Raw genomic sequence first — 20,859 nt, 5'->3', positions numbered from 1 at the left:
TCTTCCGGCCTTGGAGTCACTTGCAGACGACGCAGTGAACGGCGAACTCTCCGGCGGCGCACTATCCGAACTGGTCACCTTGACCAGGGCTGCCAGCGCTGCAACAACAGGGCTGTCCTGGGGCTATCCGTTGCTCGCAATGGCCGACCGGGTCGACACGGTCCGGGAGATCGACGAGACGAAGCTAGAGCGTTGGCTGGAAGAGCTCGTCGACGACAAGTCCTTCGGTCTCGTTGATGTGGGTATGGCGGGCGGCCCGTCGATCGCCCGCGCCGAGGTGCAACGCGGGTACATCGATCCGCACGTGCTGCCCCCGCGAATTCTGCGGTGGAACGGTGCACGTTCTCCCGAGTGGACAGCCGAGGTGGATACAAAGGCGTTGACTCACCGCATAGTGCTCTCAGTCGAACTCGACGCGGCCGTGGATCCGCAGTGTGACGAGGCGAGCCGGATCCTCGGCTTCGCTGCCGACCGAACGGGAAAGCTGATCGCAACGATACCGATGATGGTGCGGGGTCACATGCTCGTCGGATCTTTGCCGATCAACGAAACGTCTTTCAATACAACAGTGTTCGGTCTTTTCGACGCCGACACCCCACCCATGAATCTACGCTTGGGACCGCTGGCCGAACCACTGATCAGCGTCGACCGTCACATGCTCGACGCGTGGATGCTCAGTCGTACCGCGCACGCCGTCGTCGCGGCCGTGAATGTCGTTGCTGACGAGGATGTTTTAGCCTTTGCCCAGTCGGCCGCGGATGGCTTCGTACGCGACTCGGCCGAAGCAGCCGGCCGGGCACTAACGGCGTTGAATGCCCTGAAGCCGGCTGCCGACGCATCGGACACACCGCTTGCCATCCTCGTCGCGAACCGAGTTGCGGCCATCGAAGCATTCGTCGACCGGTTGGAGTCACGACTCGACCAACCCGCAGGAGCGCAGCCGCTATTGTCCGAGCTACTGCCACCGCCGTTGTCGGGAAGCGAATGAGCAGCGCGCATCAGCGGACGGTCCTGGTTCGGGCCGCCGACGCCGGTGATACCTACCTGTCGTGGACCTGGTTGGACACCCCGGGGAGTTCGCACGCGGTCAGGCTCGACGGGACCGTGGTGAAGGATGCTGTCGATTTACTCGATTGTGCATTGCTCGCACCCTTGGCTGTCGGCACGGACCAATTCGAATCGAAGGACGCGGCTACCCGTCGCGCGCTGCTCACGGGAGCGTTCGCGAAGCCTGACAGCGAACGAACGTTGTCCGCGGCCCTCACCGAGGCGGTGTTTCCGACGACGCTGCGTGAGGAGATCGTCGAGCAGTCGCTGCGTCATGGAAGTGTCCACTTCCGTGTGACGCCCAGCCCACGGTTGGCGCGCGTGCCGTGGGAGCTGTTGTTCGTCGCACCTGATCGGCGGTTGCTAAATGTCGCGATGGTCACGCTGGACCCGCCGACGACAGTGCATGCCGAACGCACGGTCCTCCCGCCCGCATGGAATGACGTCGAACATCTACCCGCGCTGCACATCCTCGATCCATCCTTGCCAACCCGCGCCATGGACCACGGACTCGGCCGCACACTGTCGGGCATCGCAAAGAACGCCCTACTCGCTGGGCTGGCAACAAATGCCGAGGCCTCCACCAGAGCGGAGTCTTCGAGAGGGTTGAACGCGTCGCAGACTATCGACAGAGTCGACCTGTCGCGTGAACTACGCATCCCGCGCTCGAGATTGTTCTACTTCGGGCACGTATCCTCGACCACGGATGAACCGGGTTCGGCGTCCATCCATCTGCACGACACATCAGGTGCACCGAGTTCCGAAGCGAGCCGTTGGGGAATGGCCGAGGCGCTGCGACCACGGACCCGTCTCGGTGAGCGAGCACCCGCCCATCCCGGTGACCATCTCCCACTGTGCGCGTTGGACTTTCTGTTGGGCACGCAGCAATGCACCGATCCGCACGTTTGGAGGGCCTACGGTTCGGATACACCGCAGTCTGGGCACGAGATATGGCCGATTCCGTCACGTGTTGCCCTGATCGCGTGCGAGGGCGGCGTCGACTTTCGCTCCGTGGAGACTTTCGGCTTGGTCATGGCCATGGTGGATTCCGGCGCCTCACTGGTCACCACCACACGATGGACGCTTCCCACCGATCATGCGTTCCATACGACTGCCGGTCTTCGAAAGTCCATCGTCCCCACCGTCGATCTTGCGCTAGCGGTGGATCGCTCACACGCCAGCGCCGACCCAGTGCAGTCGCTTCATCGTTGGCAGCAAGGGCAACTGGCGAAGTGGGCAGCGGGCGACGGCAACGTCGCCCACTCCCCTCTCGTGTGGGCGTCCTTGACCACGACCGTTGCCGCCGCGAGAACAAAAGTGACGACGCCTTCCCCGTCGTAATTACACGTGCGCGAGGACTGAGTGCGCCACCAGGTTCTAGTAGCGTTGCGCCATCAAAGCTGCGAAGGCGTACTCGTCGAGTTCGTTCCACCGGGTTGCCGACGCAGCCGCGTCACCCAGCAGGATTCGGTCGAGATCGACGCGATACCGACCGGATTGCATGTCTGCACCCGACACGATCAACCGCGCCGCCAACGCCGCGACTGAGCCGGCAGCGTTGGCGGCGGTGCCGAGCTGAGGCCACGATGGAAGCGATCGGCCGACCTGCGTCAACGAATACCTGGTCCGAGGCGTCACGTCACTGCCGACGATTGCGCTCGCGATGCGGATTCTGTTGCGAGGGTCGTTGAGCTCCGAGACGTCCATTCCGGTGAGTTCGCCTGCCCTGCCGTGGAACAGCGGATAGTCGGCATCGAGATCGTACCGCTCGACATCGAGGATGACGTTGTCACCGTTGTCGGTTGCCATCACCACTGGAATACCAAGTACCCGAGCCTGTTGCCGGACTACTACTTTCAGTGCGAGATCGTCCATTTCCTCCGCAAGCACGGATAGCTGTTCGCCGCCCACACTGCCGAGGAAACTGCCATCGAGGCTGTCGTATCCGTTCGGATGTGCCGAAACGTCACAGTACGGATCGGTCTCCAGAAGTCGGCGTTGCGCAATAGTCACTTTGGACATCCCGAGGTCGCACACCGAACCCTGCAGTCGGTTCAGATTGCTGGGCCCCAAGGTATCGGGATCGGCGATGCGGAATCGCCGCGCCCCTGTCAGCGCGCACACCGACACCACCGATGCACCCACGCTGAGCCCTGCGACTCCGATCAAAGCTGATCCCCATTGTCGCTGCTCATCATCGTCCAGCAAGTACCTGTTGCGCGCGGTCCGCAAACGATAGAAGTGCTCGTCAGCCGGGAGCCGAACCATTGTGGATCGCCAGGGATACACGATGTAGCGGCTCGAGTCCTCGATGACCCGATCGTCGTCCCAGTTCACGGATGCGGGTCCGAACGCGTCGATTGCGGCGAGCTCCGATCGAGCCGACTTCCAACCGTCGACGTAGTGCATACCGCAGTTCGGCTGCAACAATTCGTCTATCCGGCGAGAGTCCGTCTTGGGGTCCAATATCTCGATCACAGCGAACCTACCCGATCGACAGAGCTCTGCTTGATCTGCAATTGAAAGCCCTCGCTCCCGTATGGATGGAATTCCACCTCTGGCTCCACCGCCGCCCCGTACATTCCGTGGAGCTCGTTGAACTCACTACTCGATGACATCAAGGCGTCCACTACGTTTCGTCGAATCACTTTAGCGCACTCCGCATTCGGACTACCTGATGATTCGACGCCCTTCCGCAGCTCGACTTGCAGGTGCAACGTGTCGCGCAGGTCATCGCCTGTACGACGTCCGAGCACGAACTTGCCGGTGATCGTGTCGGTCAACTGTGGGTCAGCAAGCGCGGCGCGGACCGGTTCGGGGTATATGTTCACGGCGTAAAACGAGACCGCTATGTCAGCGCGTTGCTTCACGACGACGAACTGCGAGTGCTCGGTCGAGGTCGTCACATCGAGATGGTGACCGAGTTCGGACACCCGACGACGTAGCTCGCAGGGGGTGATGACCTTACCAATGTCGTTGATCCGGTAACGAATCAAGGGAATCGTATTGTCGACGGTGAACAGTAGGTAGCCCAGCTCGTCTGTTTCGATGTACCGCAGCGAGGCATCGTACTCAACCAACGTCGATGACGCGGCCGTGCCGCCGAACAGCGTCACGTCGACATCGTTGTGCTGCAACGCCAAACGCCGAGCAGCGATTGTCGTCGGTGTCTCGTGCCCGATCATCCCCGCGTCGGCGGTGCCATAGACCAAACACACGTCCCCCGGGCGATCGACTTTCCCCACGAGCCTCAGAATTCCGTCTCGCCAGCTCTCTCCGACGCTCTCACCTGCCAGCAAGAACTTTATGTTCTGGCTCAGGACGTCGTGCCCGGCGCCGTCCAGGACGTCACGAACGAACGGTGGATAGCCGGCAAGTATCACCTGGTCGTAGTGCATCCCGAGTGAGGCCACGTCCACACGAACGGTGTCGACGTGGACCCCCGGGGCCACTGCAGACACCGGAAACCCGCGGTCGTGCAGCTCTTCGATCGCACGAAGTGTGTAGGTTCCGCCGATCCAGTCGCCCATTGCAAAGCACACCACCACGAGAGTCGACAGTCGGTCGGCACCCAGCTGGCGCAGGATCCGCTCATGCAGAACGACACTGTGGTCCAGGGACAGCTTCGCTCGCGGCCAATGAGTAGGTGGACCAGATGATCCTGAGCTGGACGAATAGATGCGCGTCGACGTGGCGTCGCCTCCCGGGATGAGTTGTGGCAATTCGTAGGCATGCACGTAGTTCTTCTTCGTCGTAGGCGGGACAAGCGAGAAGTCCGGTGCTGACGCGACGGTGTTCGGGTCGAATCCCAGCTCGGACAGAAACCGTGGATAGGCGTCGGTGGTCTCGACAGCCTTCCGGAACGTCGCCAGGGCGCCGTTCACTCCTGCAGCACTTCGAGTCGTCTGTATCGGAGACATGGCCGAGTTCCTTTCGTGGAACAAGACGCGAATCGCCTTGCTGCACGAAATACCGAACCCCCGGAGCCCCCTCTCCACTGTCGCCCATCACCGAGTCGTGTACTGCGACCAGATGATTGAAAGGCCTCGCCGTCTCATGCACAGTTTCGAATAGAACCCATCACACCTTTCGAAAGGAAGACCTTCCATGTCTCAATGCAGAAAGTGCTACCGCCCCGTCCACGACTGCCCTTCCTGCAACGGAGGTCGAGCCAGCGGGATGTTCGGCAAGCTGACCTGCAGCAAATGCAACAACACAGGCTCGACGTGCAACGAGCACGGCGGCCACTGGAAGTAGACAACCGGTCCATTTCCACTGATCTTCGAAAGGAAATCATGCAGGTCTTTGGTATAGCCGTACTCGTGGCCCTTGTCGGATTTTTCGCGAGCGTCGCGATCAGCCCGGAAACTGCGATGGTGTTCGTCGTCGTCTACATCGTCGGAGTGCTCGTCATGGGTTACGTGCTGAGCGCGATGGCGAAGCAGCAAACGCGCGTCGTGGTGGCAGCTCCACCTGTCGACGTCGAGCAAGCAGTCCTCGCTCACTTCAAGGGCATTGGCTGGAAGCAGGTGAACGGGAGCGGGCGACTGAATTTTCAGTCTCGGGGAATCGGCATCGGTTCGTATGGCTCGAAGAATCCCGTCATGTCGATCGGCTTGTCCGACTCCGTCGATGGAGGAACCGAGGTCGACGTGTGGATGTCGGAGTGGGTATCTCGGGCCGGGATGGCCACCTCCTGCGACCGGGTCGTCACCAAGCGCTGGTCGCTGTTGCGCAAGTTGGACGCAATGTCGAGCGTGGGCGGCGTGCAGCTCGGGAGTTCGTGAGCCGCTGGCTTCGTAGCCGGCCAGATCGATTGGTTCGCCGGGAATCGATCTGGTCGGCACCGTCGGTTCCGAGCCAATAGCGGTCGACGGAAATCAACTGTTCGAACGACGGCGCTCGGTACCCCCAAGCAGTAAATTGCGTTGAGCAGGTGCGCCTTCTCTCGCACTGAACGTGCGCGCTAGAAAGAGGGTGTCGAGTGCCTGACAGTCCCGAGCCGTTGTTTCCGCTTCCGAACCAGCCGTCGACTCCTCCCACCACTGACGCATACCCGGCGCTCAATGGACCAGTCAGTTCTGAGCCGCGTAGCAGCAAAATGTGCACCCTCACGTATGTGGGTATCGCCGTCACTGTGGCAGCCGTTCTGGTCGGAGCAGCCCTCTACGGGATCGAACGCGGTCGCGCCGAGCCCGTGGCCGCGGGGCCAGTGGTCGCGCGGCCAGTGGTCACGGGGCCCGTCTCCGAGTCCTCTGAAGGCGAGACTAGGAGTCCGTCGGCGCCCGATCGCGAGGTCGCCGATCCTGCACCCATCGCACCCGCGCTTGTCAGTCCGGCGCCTACCGCTGCCGCAGCTGCTCCGCCCGTCTCGGATGTCGACCTCGGCCTTTCCGTGCCGTTGACCGTTCCAGCGTGCGACGGATCGGGAATAGTGGTGATTCACAGCGCTATCAGCCCCGGCGCCTATGCCCAGGAAGTCGCTGCTGCGCTTGCGTCGAATCCGGGCGCTAGGTACTTACGCACCGACAGATCGTGCCCATCCTTGCGGCAACAGAGCACAGAGGGCAATCCCATCTACGCTGTGTACCGGGTTTCGGGCTACACCACAACCGAACTATGCAACGACGTACGCCTGCAGGGTGGCGACGCTTACGGCAAGTGGCTGAATACTGCGAGCGACCCGGCGTTGATCGTGCCGTGCTGAATTACCCTTTCGCGCCGCTTCATTCGATCGAACGACATCACTCTGACCTCCATCGATGCAACGTTGCACTACCCTCATGCGTGGCCCCTGATCCGCAAAGAATTGCGTCCAGAAAGGTCGGGTCGCATGCCCGATAACCCCGAGCCACTGTTCCCGCTGCCGGACCGACCGGCTGCAACTCCCACCGACACCTCGTACCCATCGCTATCCGCAACAGCACCCTCCACAGGCGGCCCCGACACGCCCCGAAAGTACCTCTTTGCGGCAGCCGGCCTCGTCGTGGTGGCGGTCCTAGTCGCAGCAGGGGTCTACGGAACAACCCGAAGTTCGGACGACGTACAGATGGACACCGCTGCTCGCCCAGCGGCGAATGCAGCCATCGGGGAAGCACCGAACGATGTCGTCGGTACGTGCACGTCCGCGCCCGTCGTGTCCCTCGATGACGCGCGTCTGTCGGCGTCAGGGCTGGTGCTCGACGTGACCGCTGCAAGTGGATGCGCGGTCGATTCTGTCGTGTCGAGTTCATCGGTGCGCATCAACGTTGTCGACGGGCCGACTGACGTTGCCGCAGGAGTGTTCGACTTCTCCTCCGACCCCGCATTGCTCACCGGCGACGGCAACAGTCGCTTGACGTTAACCTTTCCGCTCGGAACTTTTTGGATGGTCCCGACGACTCTGTCGTCGTCCACCTCCGTCGAGTTCGACGCGGGAAGCAACGACTCATCGAATGTATCTGCGTCCGAGGTGGTCTCACTGTCCGCATCGACCGTCGCCCCACCGACATCGGGTGACGCGGAAATGGCTGCAGCGGAGGCACTTCGCGCCATTTCGGACTCCGACCGTGCCGTCGTTGCCTCCTCGCTCGCCGATCGCTGGATCCCTCAGATCAGTTCGAAGAAGCCCGGCTTGGTCGCCGAGGGCAAGACATGGACCAATGCCGACATCCTGCTCGAACACCTCCAGATGAGGATCCGATACCCGTCTGCGCGCCTCATTTGGAGCGGATCGTGGAGCACCTTTTCATCCCCTGATTGGTGGGTAACCGCCGTGGGCGACACCTATCCGACAGGCGAGTCGGCGAATACTTGGTGCGTCGCCAACAATTTGGATCGCGACCATTGCTACGCGAAACTCGTCAGCTCCGTTCGCCCAGTGGACGGCAGCACCGTCTTGCAGAAGTAGGCCATTCACTGTGGCGCGTCGATACTGTCGATACTGTCGATACGCAGTGCGTTTCGATCATGGTCGACTTTCTATCCTTGAAAAAGTACCTCCGCACACCGAATAACTCTGCGTCTGTCGGGTGAACGATCGATACCACGTAGGCAATCATTCATGGTTGCATACGCATGTCGGAAACAGTCTCAGAGCAGGGAGCCACAATGACGTTAATCAAGGCAATTTTGCTGCGCGCGACGTGCCCACGCTGCGGTGGATCGGGCGGGCACAGCGACTTTGGGAACTGGGTCAATTGTTCTGCATGCAACGGAACTGGGCAGAAGTGAATTAGGCCATAGTTCGCAGCTCGCCCCGCGGGGTCACCAGCCACCGAGCACCGCCCCGGTGGCTGGTGGCCCCTGACCGACGGCATGGGCAGTCCACTGCGTACAGGTTCGCGGACACGCTCGGCCTACGTAGGCAACACTAGCTACGAAAGTCCATCAGGGCCTGAATGATACGCACCTCGCCGAGCCGGCCAACGATCACCGAATCGCCGAGACCAGAACGGTAAATTTCTGAGGGAGCTCATAGTCGACGACGCGGATCCAAACCAGCCCAGAATATCGCCGACGCTCTAGAACCCCTTCTCCTGGCGCACGGTTGACCGAGGTCACTTGCTCGGTCGCTGCTCGCAGTTGCGAACGCAGATTCGGCCCGCACAGACTTGGCACCGCGTTTACAAAAACCATGCCGTCAGGTTAGGTTTGCCTACCTACAGCTACGAAGGTGGAGAACGCGGTGCGGAAAAGATCAACAATGTTCGGTGCACTGCTGGTCGGCATGATGCTGACGGCGGGATGCTCGGGTGCGGATGCCGGTTCATCGGACACCCCTGACGCGACGGGTACTTTCCCCGTCACCATCGAGCACGTATTCGGAAGCACCACCGTGCCGGAGAAACCCGAACGAATCATCGCCCTGGGCGTGTCCGACGCCGATGTCGTCTTGGCACTCGGGCAGGTTCCCGTCGGCAACACCGGATTCACCTTCTACGAAACAGGACTGGGGCCATGGGCCGAAGGACTGGTCGGCGACGCCGAACTCACCCGCATCCAATCGGATTCCGAGCCCAATCTCGAGCAGATCGCCGGCCTGGCCCCTGATCTGATTCTCGGGCTCGCCGCGGGATTCGACGAGCAGATGTACAGCCAGCTCAGCGAAATCGCACCCACCATTGCCCGGCCACAAGGAACCGCTGCCTACGCCGTCCCGCGCGCCCAGCCGACGGACACCATCGCTACCGCCCTCGGCGTCCCCGAAAAGGGTGCGGAACTCAACGCACAGACCGACCAGCTCATCGCGGACACCGTCGCGAAGTACCCCGAGTTCGCGGGAAAGACTGGCGTCGGAGTGATGTCCTACGACAGCGTCTACGCTAGGTTGCTAGACCGTTCGGTTCGGGCCACCAAAAAGTCCAATCATCAACTTCTCATGATGGTCATACGGTAGGCCAGAGGATGCGACAATCCGGCCAGTTCCATAGTCGCTCTGCCGTGTAACTTCAAATTGGAGTTCGTGGTCCTCAGCACGCCCACTCAACGAATTGAACCCGGCGATCTTGAACGTCAGAGAGTCCAACATTACTGCCGCCATCAATCCCGTATGAGTACTGTTCCCTTCTTGACGTCCCATAAAGTACGCGAAGTTCTGACCGTCCACCATGTTTGACCGCAAATATCCAAGAAACTCAGGATTCACTGTATCTTCGAATGATTTACCCAAATTCAGCCTCGTTCGTGTACCGTAGCCAGTCAAAAGAACTTTCCTTTTTAGATCGCTCCATTTCTTCTTCACACCCGCCGCCTCCCAGAGTGCCTCTAAAACCTCCTGCGCTACTACTTCTGCGACCTGACTTTGGCCAGCCACCGAGACTAATATGCTCTCAAAATTACATCGAATGCTTCTAATTGGCACGTAGTCATCGCGGGTCGGGAACTGACCATCAGTCCACGCAAAGGCCGATCCACTCGCACGAGCGAGCCTCCTCAACAATTCCTCTTGACCCAGTTCGTGCAACTGTTTAGGCTGAAATCTCTTCAACAACGGCCCGAAATCTAAATCCTCACTAAGCGTGATGGAATACAGTTCTTCTAGTTTCGCATTTAGGGCGCTGATATCAAACTGCGTGTAAGGAACCGCCGCCGGGTCAAAACTGTACACAACCTCAGATTGAGTTACGCTTTCAATTATCGCAGGCTTACTGCGCCGGGACTCCTCCTCGGCCTTCTGCCTTCTTTCCCGTGCCAACTCCGTCAAAGCATCACCCGGAACCGCTCCCGAATCTCCCAGAATTGTCATCGGACCTTTCCAATCTTATTGTTGTGGTACGCAGCTTCGACATAGGAGATTCCGGAGGCTTCGAGAACCAACGAACGCGCACGTTGGATGTCGACTTCAGATGACGTGGTCAGGAACACCGCAAGTACCTCATCTCTAACGTACTCTGGGAGCCAAATCGATGCCTGGATTACGCGATCCAATTCAGAGGAAGAGATATGACCCCTGCTTTCAATATCAAACAAGCGAGACCAAGTTAGCTCAAGGGCATCCAAACGTCTAGGCAAGATCGCCAGCGCAAGCTCAGATATTCCCTTCTTCTTCGCTAAATCTATGTTTGTACGCGTTGTAACAAATGCAAGCGTCGCAGACAGAACCACCGATACAAGCGCAGTAACTGATGTTAGGACCTGCACTGCGTTCATTTTCTTACCCCAGACTTAAGTGAGCTGAGCACGCCACGGTCGAGAGCGATTGCCCCATCGACGCAAAAATCCACAGTGACTCCATACGCGTATCGTCGCAGATTCCGACAAGCTCGGGACGGGCACGACAGGGGCCGAGAAACAACTAACTGTAGAACAATTCCTTCGAAATTTGGATGTTCAGACCTCCCCAACTGCAACCTAGCTGCACATCACGCAACCAAGAGCATTTGCGAAATGTACAATGATGGCCGCTTTTTGCAAATGTGTAGCCAACACACTAGTCCATCTACCCAACCCAGCAATGGGGAAATCCACCGTTTCGAGAAAATCATTCAAACGAATGATCTGCACTGATACGTCCGGACTCTCACATCGGGCGGGTGCGAGTCAAACAGCACCAGCACGAGCCCACCACCACACACGTCGCATCTATTCGCTTGGACTGTGAGTTGCTAGAAGCAAAACGGTACAGACCGGTTGGTGCGATACTGCGCAGACTCTAGATGAAAGAAGGCGAAATATGGGTCCGATGGTCACGTACTTTCCCGCTCTGACGGGTAAGGCAGGCGAACTCACAGCACTCGGTCACACTCCATCTAGTGAACGCGATGTCATCATCCCGATCGTCACCCTTCCCGTCGCCGACGACTTCGATGAGCAGGAGGTATCTGCCGAGATTGCGAAGATGACGAGCAAGATCGGAACCAATTGGGACAGTTCGCATCGCATGATGATTGATGCGAACGGTTCCGACGGGCTGCGATATCGGGCCAGCCCTCGGTTGGTGTATTGCACGACGCCCTGAGAGCTAGGGGAATCAAGGCGGCGCCGGCGATTTACCTTGCTTCGTCAGACGCATATATGTCGTCGGTGTCAGCTTTCGCGGCTACTGACGGAAACGGCGTGCGCATCCGGCTCCCGGCTGACGATGTCACGGCTTACTCCTCTTTAGCTACCGAGCTGGACGCAGCGCTTTCTTCGGTCGGAGTGGCTCCCACAGATGTTGATCTCGTGCTTGACCTCGGATTCGTAGAGACGGGCTCGGTGTCAGCTTTCGCAGCCCTCGTGCCGCTGATCATTCCGACGTTGCCTCACGTCAATAAGTGGCGCAATCTTGTGCTCCTGTCTGGCGCCTTCCCTGAGAACCTTGGGTCGTTAACTCCCTACGTCCCAGGTGCGTTCGCGCGACACGCCGCTGAGCTATGGCGGCGCGTATCTGGCCTAACGTCCACCATCCGCGAACTTGGATTCGGGGACTATGCAACTTCGCACCCAGTCGCCGCGACAGTCAGCGGGCCATGGCGCTCGGCATCGAATATCCGCTACGCTGAAGCCCTAACGTGGATTGCGCTTAAGAGCAATATGGATCGAATCCGGGGCAACCACACATTCTTCGACATCTGTAGTCAGTTGCTGAAATCGACCCCTAGTCCACTTCAGCCGCCGGGTTTCAGTTGGGGGGACGGCGAATTCCACCGCTGCGCCTCCGGAATTGGCGGACCAGGAAATGGCACGACATGGAAAGCGTGGTCGAGATCGCATCACATCTCAACAGTTGTTGACCGTCTCGCTACAACTGGCGCGCCTTGAGTCTGTGTCTGACAATCGTTCGCAGCTCGCCGACGTCGACAGTTTCGGCCAACCGGTTCCAGACAGCCCACCGAGGCTTGCTACGGACCCTGCTTGCAGCACAAAGGATTTCAAGCTCCTCCAAAGCTTCGTCACGCCACAGCAATTGCACCAACGACATCGGGTCTACCGAGCAGTTCGTGCCGACGATACGTTCGCTCTAAAGAACAACTGCCCCCGCGGAACCCTGAGCGCTGACGACTCCCCACCAATCTGGCACCAATGACATCGCGGAGTCGAGGTGATTGTCGGCAACTACCAGAACAGCGTGGTCAAGAACGCGCGAATAGATCTCGATCTGTTTTGGGAGGCGGCGTAAGGTATCGCGGGCGCTTTTCAGTTCAAATCCCGACAGGGCGCCGTTGACTACAGCAACGTCCACCCGTACTTCCCCACAGAGTCCGAGCTTCTAAAGTGTGTCGTCCAGGTGTTCAGCCACGAGTTTCTTGTGTAGCGCCACCCGCACATCGACATCTCGCATGGCTTCCACGGTTGTCCGTGGCCATGAAAAAGTACCCACTGGTGGCCAGGTCGAGGTCCCCACTGGTGGCCAACTAAAAGTCCCCACCCCGTGTTCGTCGTGTCGATCAGGAACTTCTGGCCCGAGCGGTGACGGTGAAGGTGCCAACCACACACCGCACCACCCGGGGAGTTCCATTGAAGAGGTTGATGCCCCTGGCGGGGCGCTCGCGGGTGGATGAAACTTAGTGGTGCGTCACCCGCTGACGTCGGTGCAGATTGGCACCCTTCAAGTCCGTATTGAAGAGTGACGGTGGAGTCCGCACCGGGAGGTACTCCGGGTTGCTGCTGCGAGCGCGTGTCTGAGTTTCGAACGTTTCGCGGACTCCGCGGGTGACGCCCTGGCTAATAGTTCTGCGGAGGAGGCGTCGAAGATGGAGATCGTATTTTCGAAGGTTGCAGGGATCGACGTGCACAAACGTCAAGTCACTGTGGCGGTGCGGGTTCCGGAGGGTGAGGCCGATAGCGGCCAGAAGCGAACGCAGCGGGTGCGCCGGTTCGCGACCTTCTACGGTGCGCTGCTTGAGATGGCGCAATGGCTTCGCGCCGAACAGGTTACGCACGTCGCGATGGAAGCGACCGGAGTGTACTGGCGGCCAGTGTTTCATGCACTGGCGGAGTTCGATGGGTTCGAAGTCCTATTGTGCAACGCGCACCATGTCAAGAATGTGCCGGGCCGCAAGACCGACGCAACCGATGCGGTGTGGCTGGCTCAGTTGTGTGAGGTCGGGTTGCTGCGGGGCAGTTTCATCCCGCCGGCCGAGATCGCAGCCGTTCGGGAGCTGACCCGGTATCGCCGAAAGTTGACCGAAGAACGCACTCGGGAGACCCAGCGTCTTCACAAGGTCCTCGAGGACGGTGGGATCAAGCTCGATTCGGTTGCGTCCGATTCCCTTGGGGTGTCGGGGCGGGCGATGATCACCGCTCTGATCGACGGAGTGCGCGACCCGGTCGTGTTGGCCAATCTGGCCCGCGGATTAATGCGGAAGAAGATCCCGGATCTGACGTTAGCGCTCTCGGGGCGATTCGCGGCTCACCACGGTGTGCTGGCTGGTCTGCACTTGGACCACATCAATCACCTGAACGAGATGATCGCCCGGTTGGAAGCGCGGATCGATGAGGTCGTCGATCCGTTCGATCGGCAGCGAGATCTGCTGATGACCATCCCTGGCATCGGCAAGCGCGCCGCGGAGACGATCATCGCGGAGATTGGTGTGGACATGTCCCGATTTCCTACCGCTGATCACCTGGCGTCGTGGGCCGGGCTGTGCCCTGGCAACAATGAGTCCGCGGGCAAACGGAAGAAGTCGGCAACCCGTAACGGCAATGCTCACCTGTGCAGTGTGCTGGTGGAGTCGGCGTGGTCGGCCTCTCGTACCAAGACGCGGTTGGGTGCCCGGTTTCGGCGCCTTCACCGGCGGTTCGGCAAGGCCGGCGGGAAGAAAGCCGCTGTCGCCCTGGCCCACACCATCTTGGTGATCGCCTGGCACATTCTGCATGACGAGGTCGAGTACAGCGATTTGGGTGCGGATTTCTATACTCAACGCAACAGTCCAGAGGTTCAGAAGGCCCGCTTGGTCCGGCAGCTCAAGGACCTCGGCTATAGCGTCGAGATCGGACCTGCGGCCTGACCGTGGCCAGCGGAGGTGCCTCGGTCACGTGGTCGGGCGGGAGTTAGTTTCGTCTGAGTCTGCGAGGGACCGTATGGACATCATTTCCACCTACAACCAAGTCGGGTCGTACCGAGCAGCCGCCGAGCTGTGCGGCACCACCCACAAGACCGTCAGACGCACCGTGGAACGATTCGAAGCCGAACAAGCAGGTCACAGCACTGGTACTCGTGTCGAACGTGAACACAATTACGATGCCGTGACCGAGTTGGTTACCGAACGCGTCGAGAAATCGAAAGGCCGGATCTCCGCTAAACGGATTCTGCCGATTGCCCGCTCGGCCGGCTACAACGGGTCGGACCGCAACTTCCGCTGCCTGGTCGCCGAGGAGAAAGCGAAGTGGCGAGCCGAGCACCACCGCGGTCGCCGACCAGCAGTGTGGGCTCCGGGTGATTACCTGGTCATCGACTGGGCCGTCATCGGCGGTCTGCATCTGTTCGGCGCTGTCATGGCCTACTCGAGGTGGCGGTTCGTGGCGTTCGCCGCCGACGAGAAAGCAACCACCACAATGGGGTTGATCGCCGAAGCGCTCGCCGCGGTCGGCGGTGTCCCGGCGAAAGTACTCGCCGACCGAATGGCATGCCTCAAAGGTGGTGTCGTCGCGAACGTCGTCATCCCAACCCCCGAGTATGTTCGGTTCGTCACCCATTACGGGTTCGCACCGGACTTCTGCCACGCCCACGACCCGCAATCGAAAGGCGTCGTGGAAAACCTCGTCGGCTACGCCCAACGAGACCTCGCCGTCCCGTTGTTCACCGAAGCAAGAATTGCGGGCGACACCGTCGATGTCCACGCTGCGAACGCGGCCGCGAAGATCTGGTGCTCGGAGGTGAACGCACGGGTGCATTCGGAGACCTGCGCCGTCCCTGACGATCGACTCGATTCGGAGCGAGAGCTTCTCTCGGCGTTGCCCTCGTTGCGTTTGGAGATCGGGCCACCACCGGTCACCCGTAAGGTCGACCGTCTCTCGTGTGTCCGGTTCGCCTCGGCCCGCTACTCGGTTCCGGTGAAGTTCATCGGCCGCGCCGTGACGCTCACACAGGTCGACGGCCGGCTCGTGATCGTCGATCCCACCACCGGCGAGCTCCTGGCCGAGCATGATCTCGCACAGCCAGGAACAGCATCGGTCTTCGACGAGCACTACGACGGCGCCCGGCCCGCCCCGAACCGAGGACCGCGACCGAGAACGACTGTTGAACAACAATTCTGCGCACTCGGAGACAGCGCCGAGCAGTTCCTCGTCGGCGCCGCGGCGATCGGCAACACCCGCCTGTCTTCCGAGCTCGAGGTCCTCCTCGCGCTCGGCGCTGCGCACGGCCATGAGGCGTTGATCGGGGCGTTGACACGTGCGGTGGCGTTTCGGCGGTTCAAAGCTGCCGATGTGCGCTCCATCCTCGCCGCAGGAGCAGGGACACCGCAGCCCAGGCCTGCCGGGGATGCGCTGATCTTGGATCTGCCGACCGCCCCAACCCGGTCGCTGGATGCCTACGCCGTCGGTCGACCGTCCGGTGATCAGCAGGTGCCGTCATGACCGACACCAATTTGGTCACAAACAAGCCGACGACTGCTGCACCGCAACAGGTTCCCGAACTCGCTGCCGACCTCGATGCAGGGTTGCGGCGGCTCAAACTCGCTGCGATACGCCGGACCGCACCCGAAGTGCTGCTCACCGCCAAGACCCAACGCTGGACACCGGAAGAGGTTTTGCGGACGTTGGTCGAGTCCGAGCTCTCAGCCCGCGATGCCTCGAACATCGTCAACCGGCTCAAAGCAGCGGCGTTTCCGGTGACGAAGACACTGGAGTCGTTCGACGTCGCCGCGTCGTCGATCCAGCCTAGAGTCTTCGACTACCTCTCCAGCCTGGAATGGGTTCGGACGCAATCGAATCTGGCGATCATCGGGCCCGCCGGGACAGGAAAATCGCACACCTTGATCGGGCTGGGAGTCGTAGCGGTCCACGCCGGTCACAAGGTCCGCTACTTCACTGCAGCCGACCTAGTCGAAACGTTGTATCGCGGTCTGGCCGACAACACAGTCGGCAAGATCATCGAATCGCTGTTGCGGGTCGATCTGATCATTGTCGACGAGATGGGGTTCGCACCGCTGGACGACACCGGAACGCAGCTGCTGTTCCGGCTCGTCGCCGGCGCCTACGAACGACGGTCCTTGGCGATCGCTTCGCACTGGCCATTCGAGCAGTGGGGTCGGTTCCTGCCCGAGCACACCACCGCAGCGTCGATTCTCGACCGACTGCTGCATCACGCCACCATCGTCGTCACCGACGGCGAGTCCTACCGCATGAAGGACGCACAGCACCGAAAGGACCGCCCCTGACCCACCGGAAACATCAACACGGGGCGGGGACTTTTACTTGGCCACCAGTGGGGACTTCATCTTGGCCATTGACACACGGTACTGGGTCGGTCGTGGGGCTAACTACGCGACTAGCCCTTATTGCGTTGAGGCAGTCTCTATGCACGCTGGGCCACCAGCCGCGACTCCCTGAATTGCCGCAGGCACTTCAAAACTGGACCAACTCCGCTTCGAGTACGACCGGTTGGTCGAGCAGTGCAGGTGGGCGCTTATGGCACCAGCAGGCGAGAGCTGAACACTTCATCGACGCCGCCCTCCTTGTCCCTCTGCCCTCCGCTCGAGTTCGCGATCGATGAGTGCGTGCTCATCGTCGGTGAGGTGACGGCCCGCGAGTGCAGTGTCGCCAAATCGACCCACGGCTCTTCGGCAGTCCCCCGTCGTCCACGCGGTATCGGTTCCACGCCAACACGTCGATGAACTGACCCAACTCGAGCAATCGCGGTCAAACGCGCAGGTGCGATTATCGGGGAACCGGCCAACCGGACGCTTGCGGGCGGCACTTCACCCTGCTCCAACGCTGGGCACGAGAGCTGAGACACAGAGACAACCCCGATACACCAGAGCTCCTTGAGATCCGGTTGTTCTCACGAGGGTGAGAACAACCGGCCACCCCTTGCTTTGATTACGCGAGTGCAACGCTCTGCGATTGGACTCTGAGTCACGAACCAGCCGAGCCCTCGGGCTCAAGCTCGGTCACTATGCGCACCGTCTCCACCGCCACGGTGGTGACCTTCTTGATGAGCTCGACGATGTAGGTCGGCTCGTCGAGCTCGTCGCACCAATCATTGGGGTCGTTGACGATGCCCGACGCCTTATCGGTCTTCACTTGATAGCGATCGATGACCCAACCGAGAGCGGACCGCGACCCGAGGAGGTAGTCCTCTGCCTCGGCGGGGACGCCGGTGATCGTGACCTTGGGATTGTAAACGATGGCAGTATGGTCATCTCGGCTGCGCCACTTCATCTTTTGCACTCGCCAGGTCTCACGATGAGCCATGTCAACGCCCGGCTTGACGTCTACCCTCAATGGATACGGATCGACAGATTCGTAGCTTGTATGCAGGTGAGCGAGCTGCTCGCCGGCCGTCGCGAGCTGGTGGAACCGGTCGATCGAGCCGGGAGTCGGGATGTGCGGAAGCATCTTCTTCAGATCACCTGCATAGGTCTTTCGGTAGCTCGGAACGTGAAGCTGCGCGTAGACGAAGTAGAAGATCTGGTCCTTGGTGACCGTGCTGGTGAGTGCATCCTGGTAGGTCTGCAGGATGTCGTCGGTGATGTTGTCGATGCGCCGGTAACCGTACTCGTCGACGTTGGATCGATCTGCAGCATTGCCGAAATCGAGCTCAGCGCTGTTTGTCTCGGAATCGACGAATTCGTAGGTCCAGCGCGGGAAGAACTGACCGGTGTCGAGGAGGTGAAGGTTTGGAAGCAGGTCAGTGATGAACGGGGTGAACTCGAAGTGTGATGCGGGCGCGGTGAGGACGATACCCGGGTTGCGGTGGTGCGGTGTCGGGAACATCGACGTCAGTTGACCGCGCCTGTGGTTCAACGTTGCCGAAAAATACGCGTACTCGCGGTCGAAGGGCCGGTAGGCACCCGTGATCACCCCCGTGTCCGAGTAGGAAATCTCCGATCTGCGGGACAAGTGCTGCTTCAAGCTTGCCGACCATTTGATTCTGTCTCCGGCAGCCGCGAACGGTGTGACAGAAAGATAGTCGGAGACGGTGCCTTCCGTCGGGCGGGTGATGCCATGCTCGGTGCAGTACGCCGTGAACGGCCCGAGTTCGGCGTTGTAGTTCTCTATCAACCGCTTCACCGAGTCGACCAGCTTCGTCCGTGAGTAGTTGTAGACCCACGCGTCTCGGGCGGTCTCGAGGCCGCGGGAGAACTGAGAAAAGACGCGAGTCTCGCTAGCAGCGTTGTCGCGGGAACCGATCACAGGCCAGGTCCCGAACTCGTTGTCTCGTTGGCTGGTCCAGTCCCCGTGCGTATTGGGAGCTATCGGCTGCCAATCGACGGTGTCCAGCCGGTCTGTTTCGATGATGCGTAGTTTCTCTTCGCGGGTGAGGTAGTCGCCGATGTCGCGGTAATGGATCTCGCACGATCCAGCGTGGGCGGGGTTCTTGACCCCGACGAAAATTGCGATCGTCGATCTACTTCCGCCGCCGAAGACCTTGCCCCCCTCCATTCTGGACAGCTCACCGGCTGTCCGCTGATTGCCTCGCAGGTTGTAGACGTACAGCTGTGCATATTCGTCCACGAAGGACAGACGGACGCCACTGGCGGTGTTGCCGTCGATCCAGCCGCCGTTGGAGACGAAGGCGACGATGCCGGTCTCACCCACTCGGTCGGTCGCCCACCGGTAGGCCCTGTAGTAGGAGTCGTAGAGGCTGTTCTTGTTGGTCCCCATCGACCGTTCGGCGTATGTGTGCTCGATGCGCCCGTCGAGGGTGGGGTACTTGATGTTCGCGTTCAGATCGTTCGCGCTGGTCTGACCTACCGAATAGGGCGGGTTACCGACGATCACGTTGATCGGCATCGCCAGCTGCTTCTCGATGCGCGAGTTGTTCTGCGGGAACATGATCGCATCCATCGAATCGCCGTCTTCGGTGATCTGGAACGTGTCGGCCAAGACGATGCCTTCGAACGGAACGTACTTGCCCTCCTCCCCAGCGGCGGTGGTCAGCGCATGAAATGTGGACTCGATGTTCACCGCAGCGATGTAGTACGCGAGCAGCATGATCTCGTTGGCGTGCAACTCTTCCGCGTACTTGCGTGCGAGGTCAGCTGGAAGTATCAACCCGGACTGCATCAGTCTGGTGATGAATGTCCCGGTACCGGTGAACGGGTCGAGGATGTGGACGCCTTCGTCGGTGAGACCGCGCCCGAACGACTCCTTCGACACGTGGTCGGCGGCGCGGAGGATGAAGTCGACGATCTCGGTAGGCGTGTAGACGATGCCAAGTGCTTCGGACTGCTTGCGGAACGCGATACGAAAGAACCGCTCGTACAGCTCCGCGATGACCTGCTGTTTTCCTTCGGCGCTGTTCACCTCGGACGCCCGCACCCGGACCGAGTCGTAGAACTTCTCCAACCCCGATGCTTCCGCCTCGAGGCCGGTATCGCCGAGCGCGTCGACCATCGATTGCATGACGATCGACACCGGGTTGTGCGAGGCGAAGTCGTGGCCGGCGAACAATGCGTCGAAAACCGGTTTGGTGATCAGATGCTGGCTGAGCATACTGACCGCATCATCACGGGAGATGGAGTCGTTGAGGTTGTCCCGCAACCCTGTCAAAAACTTCTCGAACTGCTCGGCCACGGCAGGCGACGATCCGCCGAGGAGGACGTTGATGCGGGTGATCTGTGCGTTGGCGATGTCTGCGACGTCGCCGGCCCATTGTTCCCAGTAAACGCGGGTGCCGACTTTGTCGACGATCTTCGCGACGATCGCTTCCTGCCACTCCGACAGGGAGAACAACGCCATCTGTGTCGCCATCGCACCATCGGCTGGCTCGTCGCAGTTCGGCGTCTCGGTTTCGGTGGATGTTGAGCCGTCGGAGATCGATTCGTCTCCGTCACTCATCGGTCCGATGTGTCCACCCAGCAGGCGATCGGTGCCCTTCCCGGTCTTCTTCGGCGAGTTGGCGTTGAGCGCGATGGAATTGACCATCGCGTTGAACCGGTCGTCGTGGGCACGCAGAGCGTTGAGGACTTGCCAGACGACCTTAAATCGTTGGTTGTCCGATAGCGCTTGCGACGGGGAGACGCCGGCGGGCACCGCGACGGGAAGGATGATGTAGCCGTAGTCCTTCCCTTCGGACTTGCGCATCACGCGGCCCACGGACTGGACCACGTCGACGACGGAGTTGCGGGGGTTGAGGAACATCACGGCGTCGAGGGCGGGGACGTCGACCCCCTCGGATAGGCACCGTGCGTTGGTGAGGATGCGGCATTCGCCCTCGGGGATCGGCGCTTTGAGCCACAA

At 60.4% G+C, this 20,859-nt stretch carries 16 protein-coding genes; 11 read left to right on the top strand and 5 right to left on the bottom strand.

The window, feature by feature from the left end; genetic code table 11:
• A partial coding sequence (locus A2J03_RS31090) for a hypothetical protein (RefSeq protein ID WP_197480756.1) occupies positions 1–988 on the top strand: 988 nt, incomplete at its 5' end.
• Positions 985–2,388 (top strand): hypothetical protein, encoded by a 1,404-nt coding sequence (locus A2J03_RS13640; protein ID WP_068374722.1) that lies wholly within the window; start codon positions 985–987, stop codon positions 2,386–2,388. The genes A2J03_RS31090 and A2J03_RS13640, both read left to right, overlap by 4 nt.
• A 36-nt stretch (positions 2,389–2,424) precedes the next feature.
• On the opposite strand, the gene A2J03_RS13635 is transcribed toward A2J03_RS13640, so the two are convergent.
• Together A2J03_RS13635 and A2J03_RS13630 are read right to left on the bottom strand one after the other, a co-directional pair.
• Positions 2,425–3,525 (bottom strand): ThiF family adenylyltransferase, encoded by a 1,101-nt coding sequence (locus A2J03_RS13635; RefSeq protein WP_068374721.1) that lies wholly within the window; start codon positions 3,523–3,525, stop codon positions 2,425–2,427.
• Entirely contained in the window at positions 3,522–4,967 is a 1,446-nt protein-coding gene (locus A2J03_RS13630) for a phenylacetate--CoA ligase family protein (protein WP_068374720.1), read from the bottom strand. The genes A2J03_RS13635 and A2J03_RS13630 overlap by 4 nt, the downstream gene beginning before the upstream one ends.
• Before the next feature lie 375 nt (positions 4,968–5,342).
• On the opposite strand from A2J03_RS13630, the gene A2J03_RS13625 reads away from it, so the two are divergent.
• From A2J03_RS13625 to A2J03_RS13610, 4 genes are all read left to right on the top strand, one after another.
• On the top strand, positions 5,343–5,834 hold the full coding sequence (locus tag A2J03_RS13625) for a hypothetical protein (protein ID WP_082897820.1): 492 nt from the start codon (positions 5,343–5,345) through the stop codon (positions 5,832–5,834).
• A gap of 332 nt (positions 5,835–6,166) precedes the next feature.
• Positions 6,167–6,754 carry a serine/threonine protein kinase gene (locus A2J03_RS13620; protein WP_156520374.1) on the top strand — a complete coding sequence of 196 codons (588 nt, stop codon included), beginning with the start codon at positions 6,167–6,169 and terminating at the stop codon, positions 6,752–6,754.
• 126 nt (positions 6,755–6,880) lie between these two features.
• Positions 6,881–7,936: a hypothetical protein gene (locus A2J03_RS13615; protein WP_068374716.1), complete on the top strand. Its 1,056-nt coding sequence runs from the start codon at positions 6,881–6,883 to the stop codon at positions 7,934–7,936.
• 795 nt (positions 7,937–8,731) lie between these two features.
• Positions 8,732–9,424 carry an ABC transporter substrate-binding protein gene (locus tag A2J03_RS13610; protein ID WP_082897819.1) on the top strand — a complete coding sequence of 231 codons (693 nt, stop codon included), beginning with the start codon at positions 8,732–8,734 and terminating at the stop codon, positions 9,422–9,424.
• Here A2J03_RS13610 and A2J03_RS13605 read toward each other — a convergent pair.
• On the bottom strand, positions 9,359–10,273 hold the full coding sequence (locus tag A2J03_RS13605) for a hypothetical protein (RefSeq protein WP_068374713.1): 915 nt from the start codon (positions 10,271–10,273) through the stop codon (positions 9,359–9,361). The two genes, A2J03_RS13610 and A2J03_RS13605, sit on opposite strands and share 66 nt — an antisense overlap.
• 927 nt (positions 10,274–11,200) lie before the next feature.
• Here A2J03_RS13605 and A2J03_RS13600 point away from each other — a divergent pair.
• A complete protein-coding gene (locus A2J03_RS13600; protein WP_068374710.1) occupies positions 11,201–11,485 on the top strand; it encodes a beta family protein in 285 nt (94 codons plus the stop codon).
• Complete coding sequence (locus A2J03_RS32055) at positions 11,470–12,270, top strand: beta family protein (RefSeq protein ID WP_197480755.1); 801 nt, start codon at positions 11,470–11,472, stop codon at positions 12,268–12,270. The genes A2J03_RS13600 and A2J03_RS32055 overlap by 16 nt, the downstream gene beginning before the upstream one ends.
• A 199-nt stretch (positions 12,271–12,469) precedes the next feature.
• Here A2J03_RS32055 and A2J03_RS32050 read toward each other — a convergent pair whose 3' ends face one another.
• Positions 12,470–12,691 carry a sce7726 family protein gene (locus A2J03_RS32050; protein WP_197480754.1) on the bottom strand — a complete coding sequence of 74 codons (222 nt, stop codon included), beginning with the start codon at positions 12,689–12,691 and terminating at the stop codon, positions 12,470–12,472.
• A 511-nt stretch (positions 12,692–13,202) separates the two neighbouring features.
• Between A2J03_RS32050 and A2J03_RS13590 the strand changes: the two genes are divergently transcribed.
• From A2J03_RS13590 to istB, 3 genes are all read left to right on the top strand, one after another.
• Positions 13,203–14,459, top strand: coding sequence for an IS110 family transposase (locus tag A2J03_RS13590; RefSeq protein ID WP_068374707.1), 1,257 nt, complete (start codon positions 13,203–13,205; stop codon positions 14,457–14,459).
• A 73-nt stretch (positions 14,460–14,532) separates the two neighbouring features.
• Positions 14,533–16,029, top strand: a complete 1,497-nt coding sequence (gene istA, locus A2J03_RS13585; protein ID WP_068374704.1) for an IS21 family transposase — start codon at positions 14,533–14,535, stop codon at positions 16,027–16,029.
• Positions 16,026–16,832 (top strand): IS21-like element helper ATPase IstB, encoded by an 807-nt coding sequence (gene istB / locus A2J03_RS13580; protein WP_068374701.1) that lies wholly within the window; start codon positions 16,026–16,028, stop codon positions 16,830–16,832. Before istA ends, istB begins: the two co-directional genes overlap by 4 nt.
• A gap of 697 nt (positions 16,833–17,529) precedes the next feature.
• On the opposite strand, the gene A2J03_RS13570 is transcribed toward istB, so the two are convergent.
• A partial coding sequence (locus A2J03_RS13570) for a type ISP restriction/modification enzyme (protein WP_156520372.1) occupies positions 17,530–20,859 on the bottom strand: 3,330 nt, incomplete at its 5' end.

This window comes from Rhodococcus sp. EPR-157 (assembly GCF_001647195.1).
In the GTDB taxonomy this organism is placed as follows: Bacteria; Actinomycetota; Actinomycetes; order Mycobacteriales; family Mycobacteriaceae; genus Rhodococcoides.
Note: the sequence above shows the minus strand (reverse complement) of the source record. Positions and strands in the feature narration are given on the sequence as shown.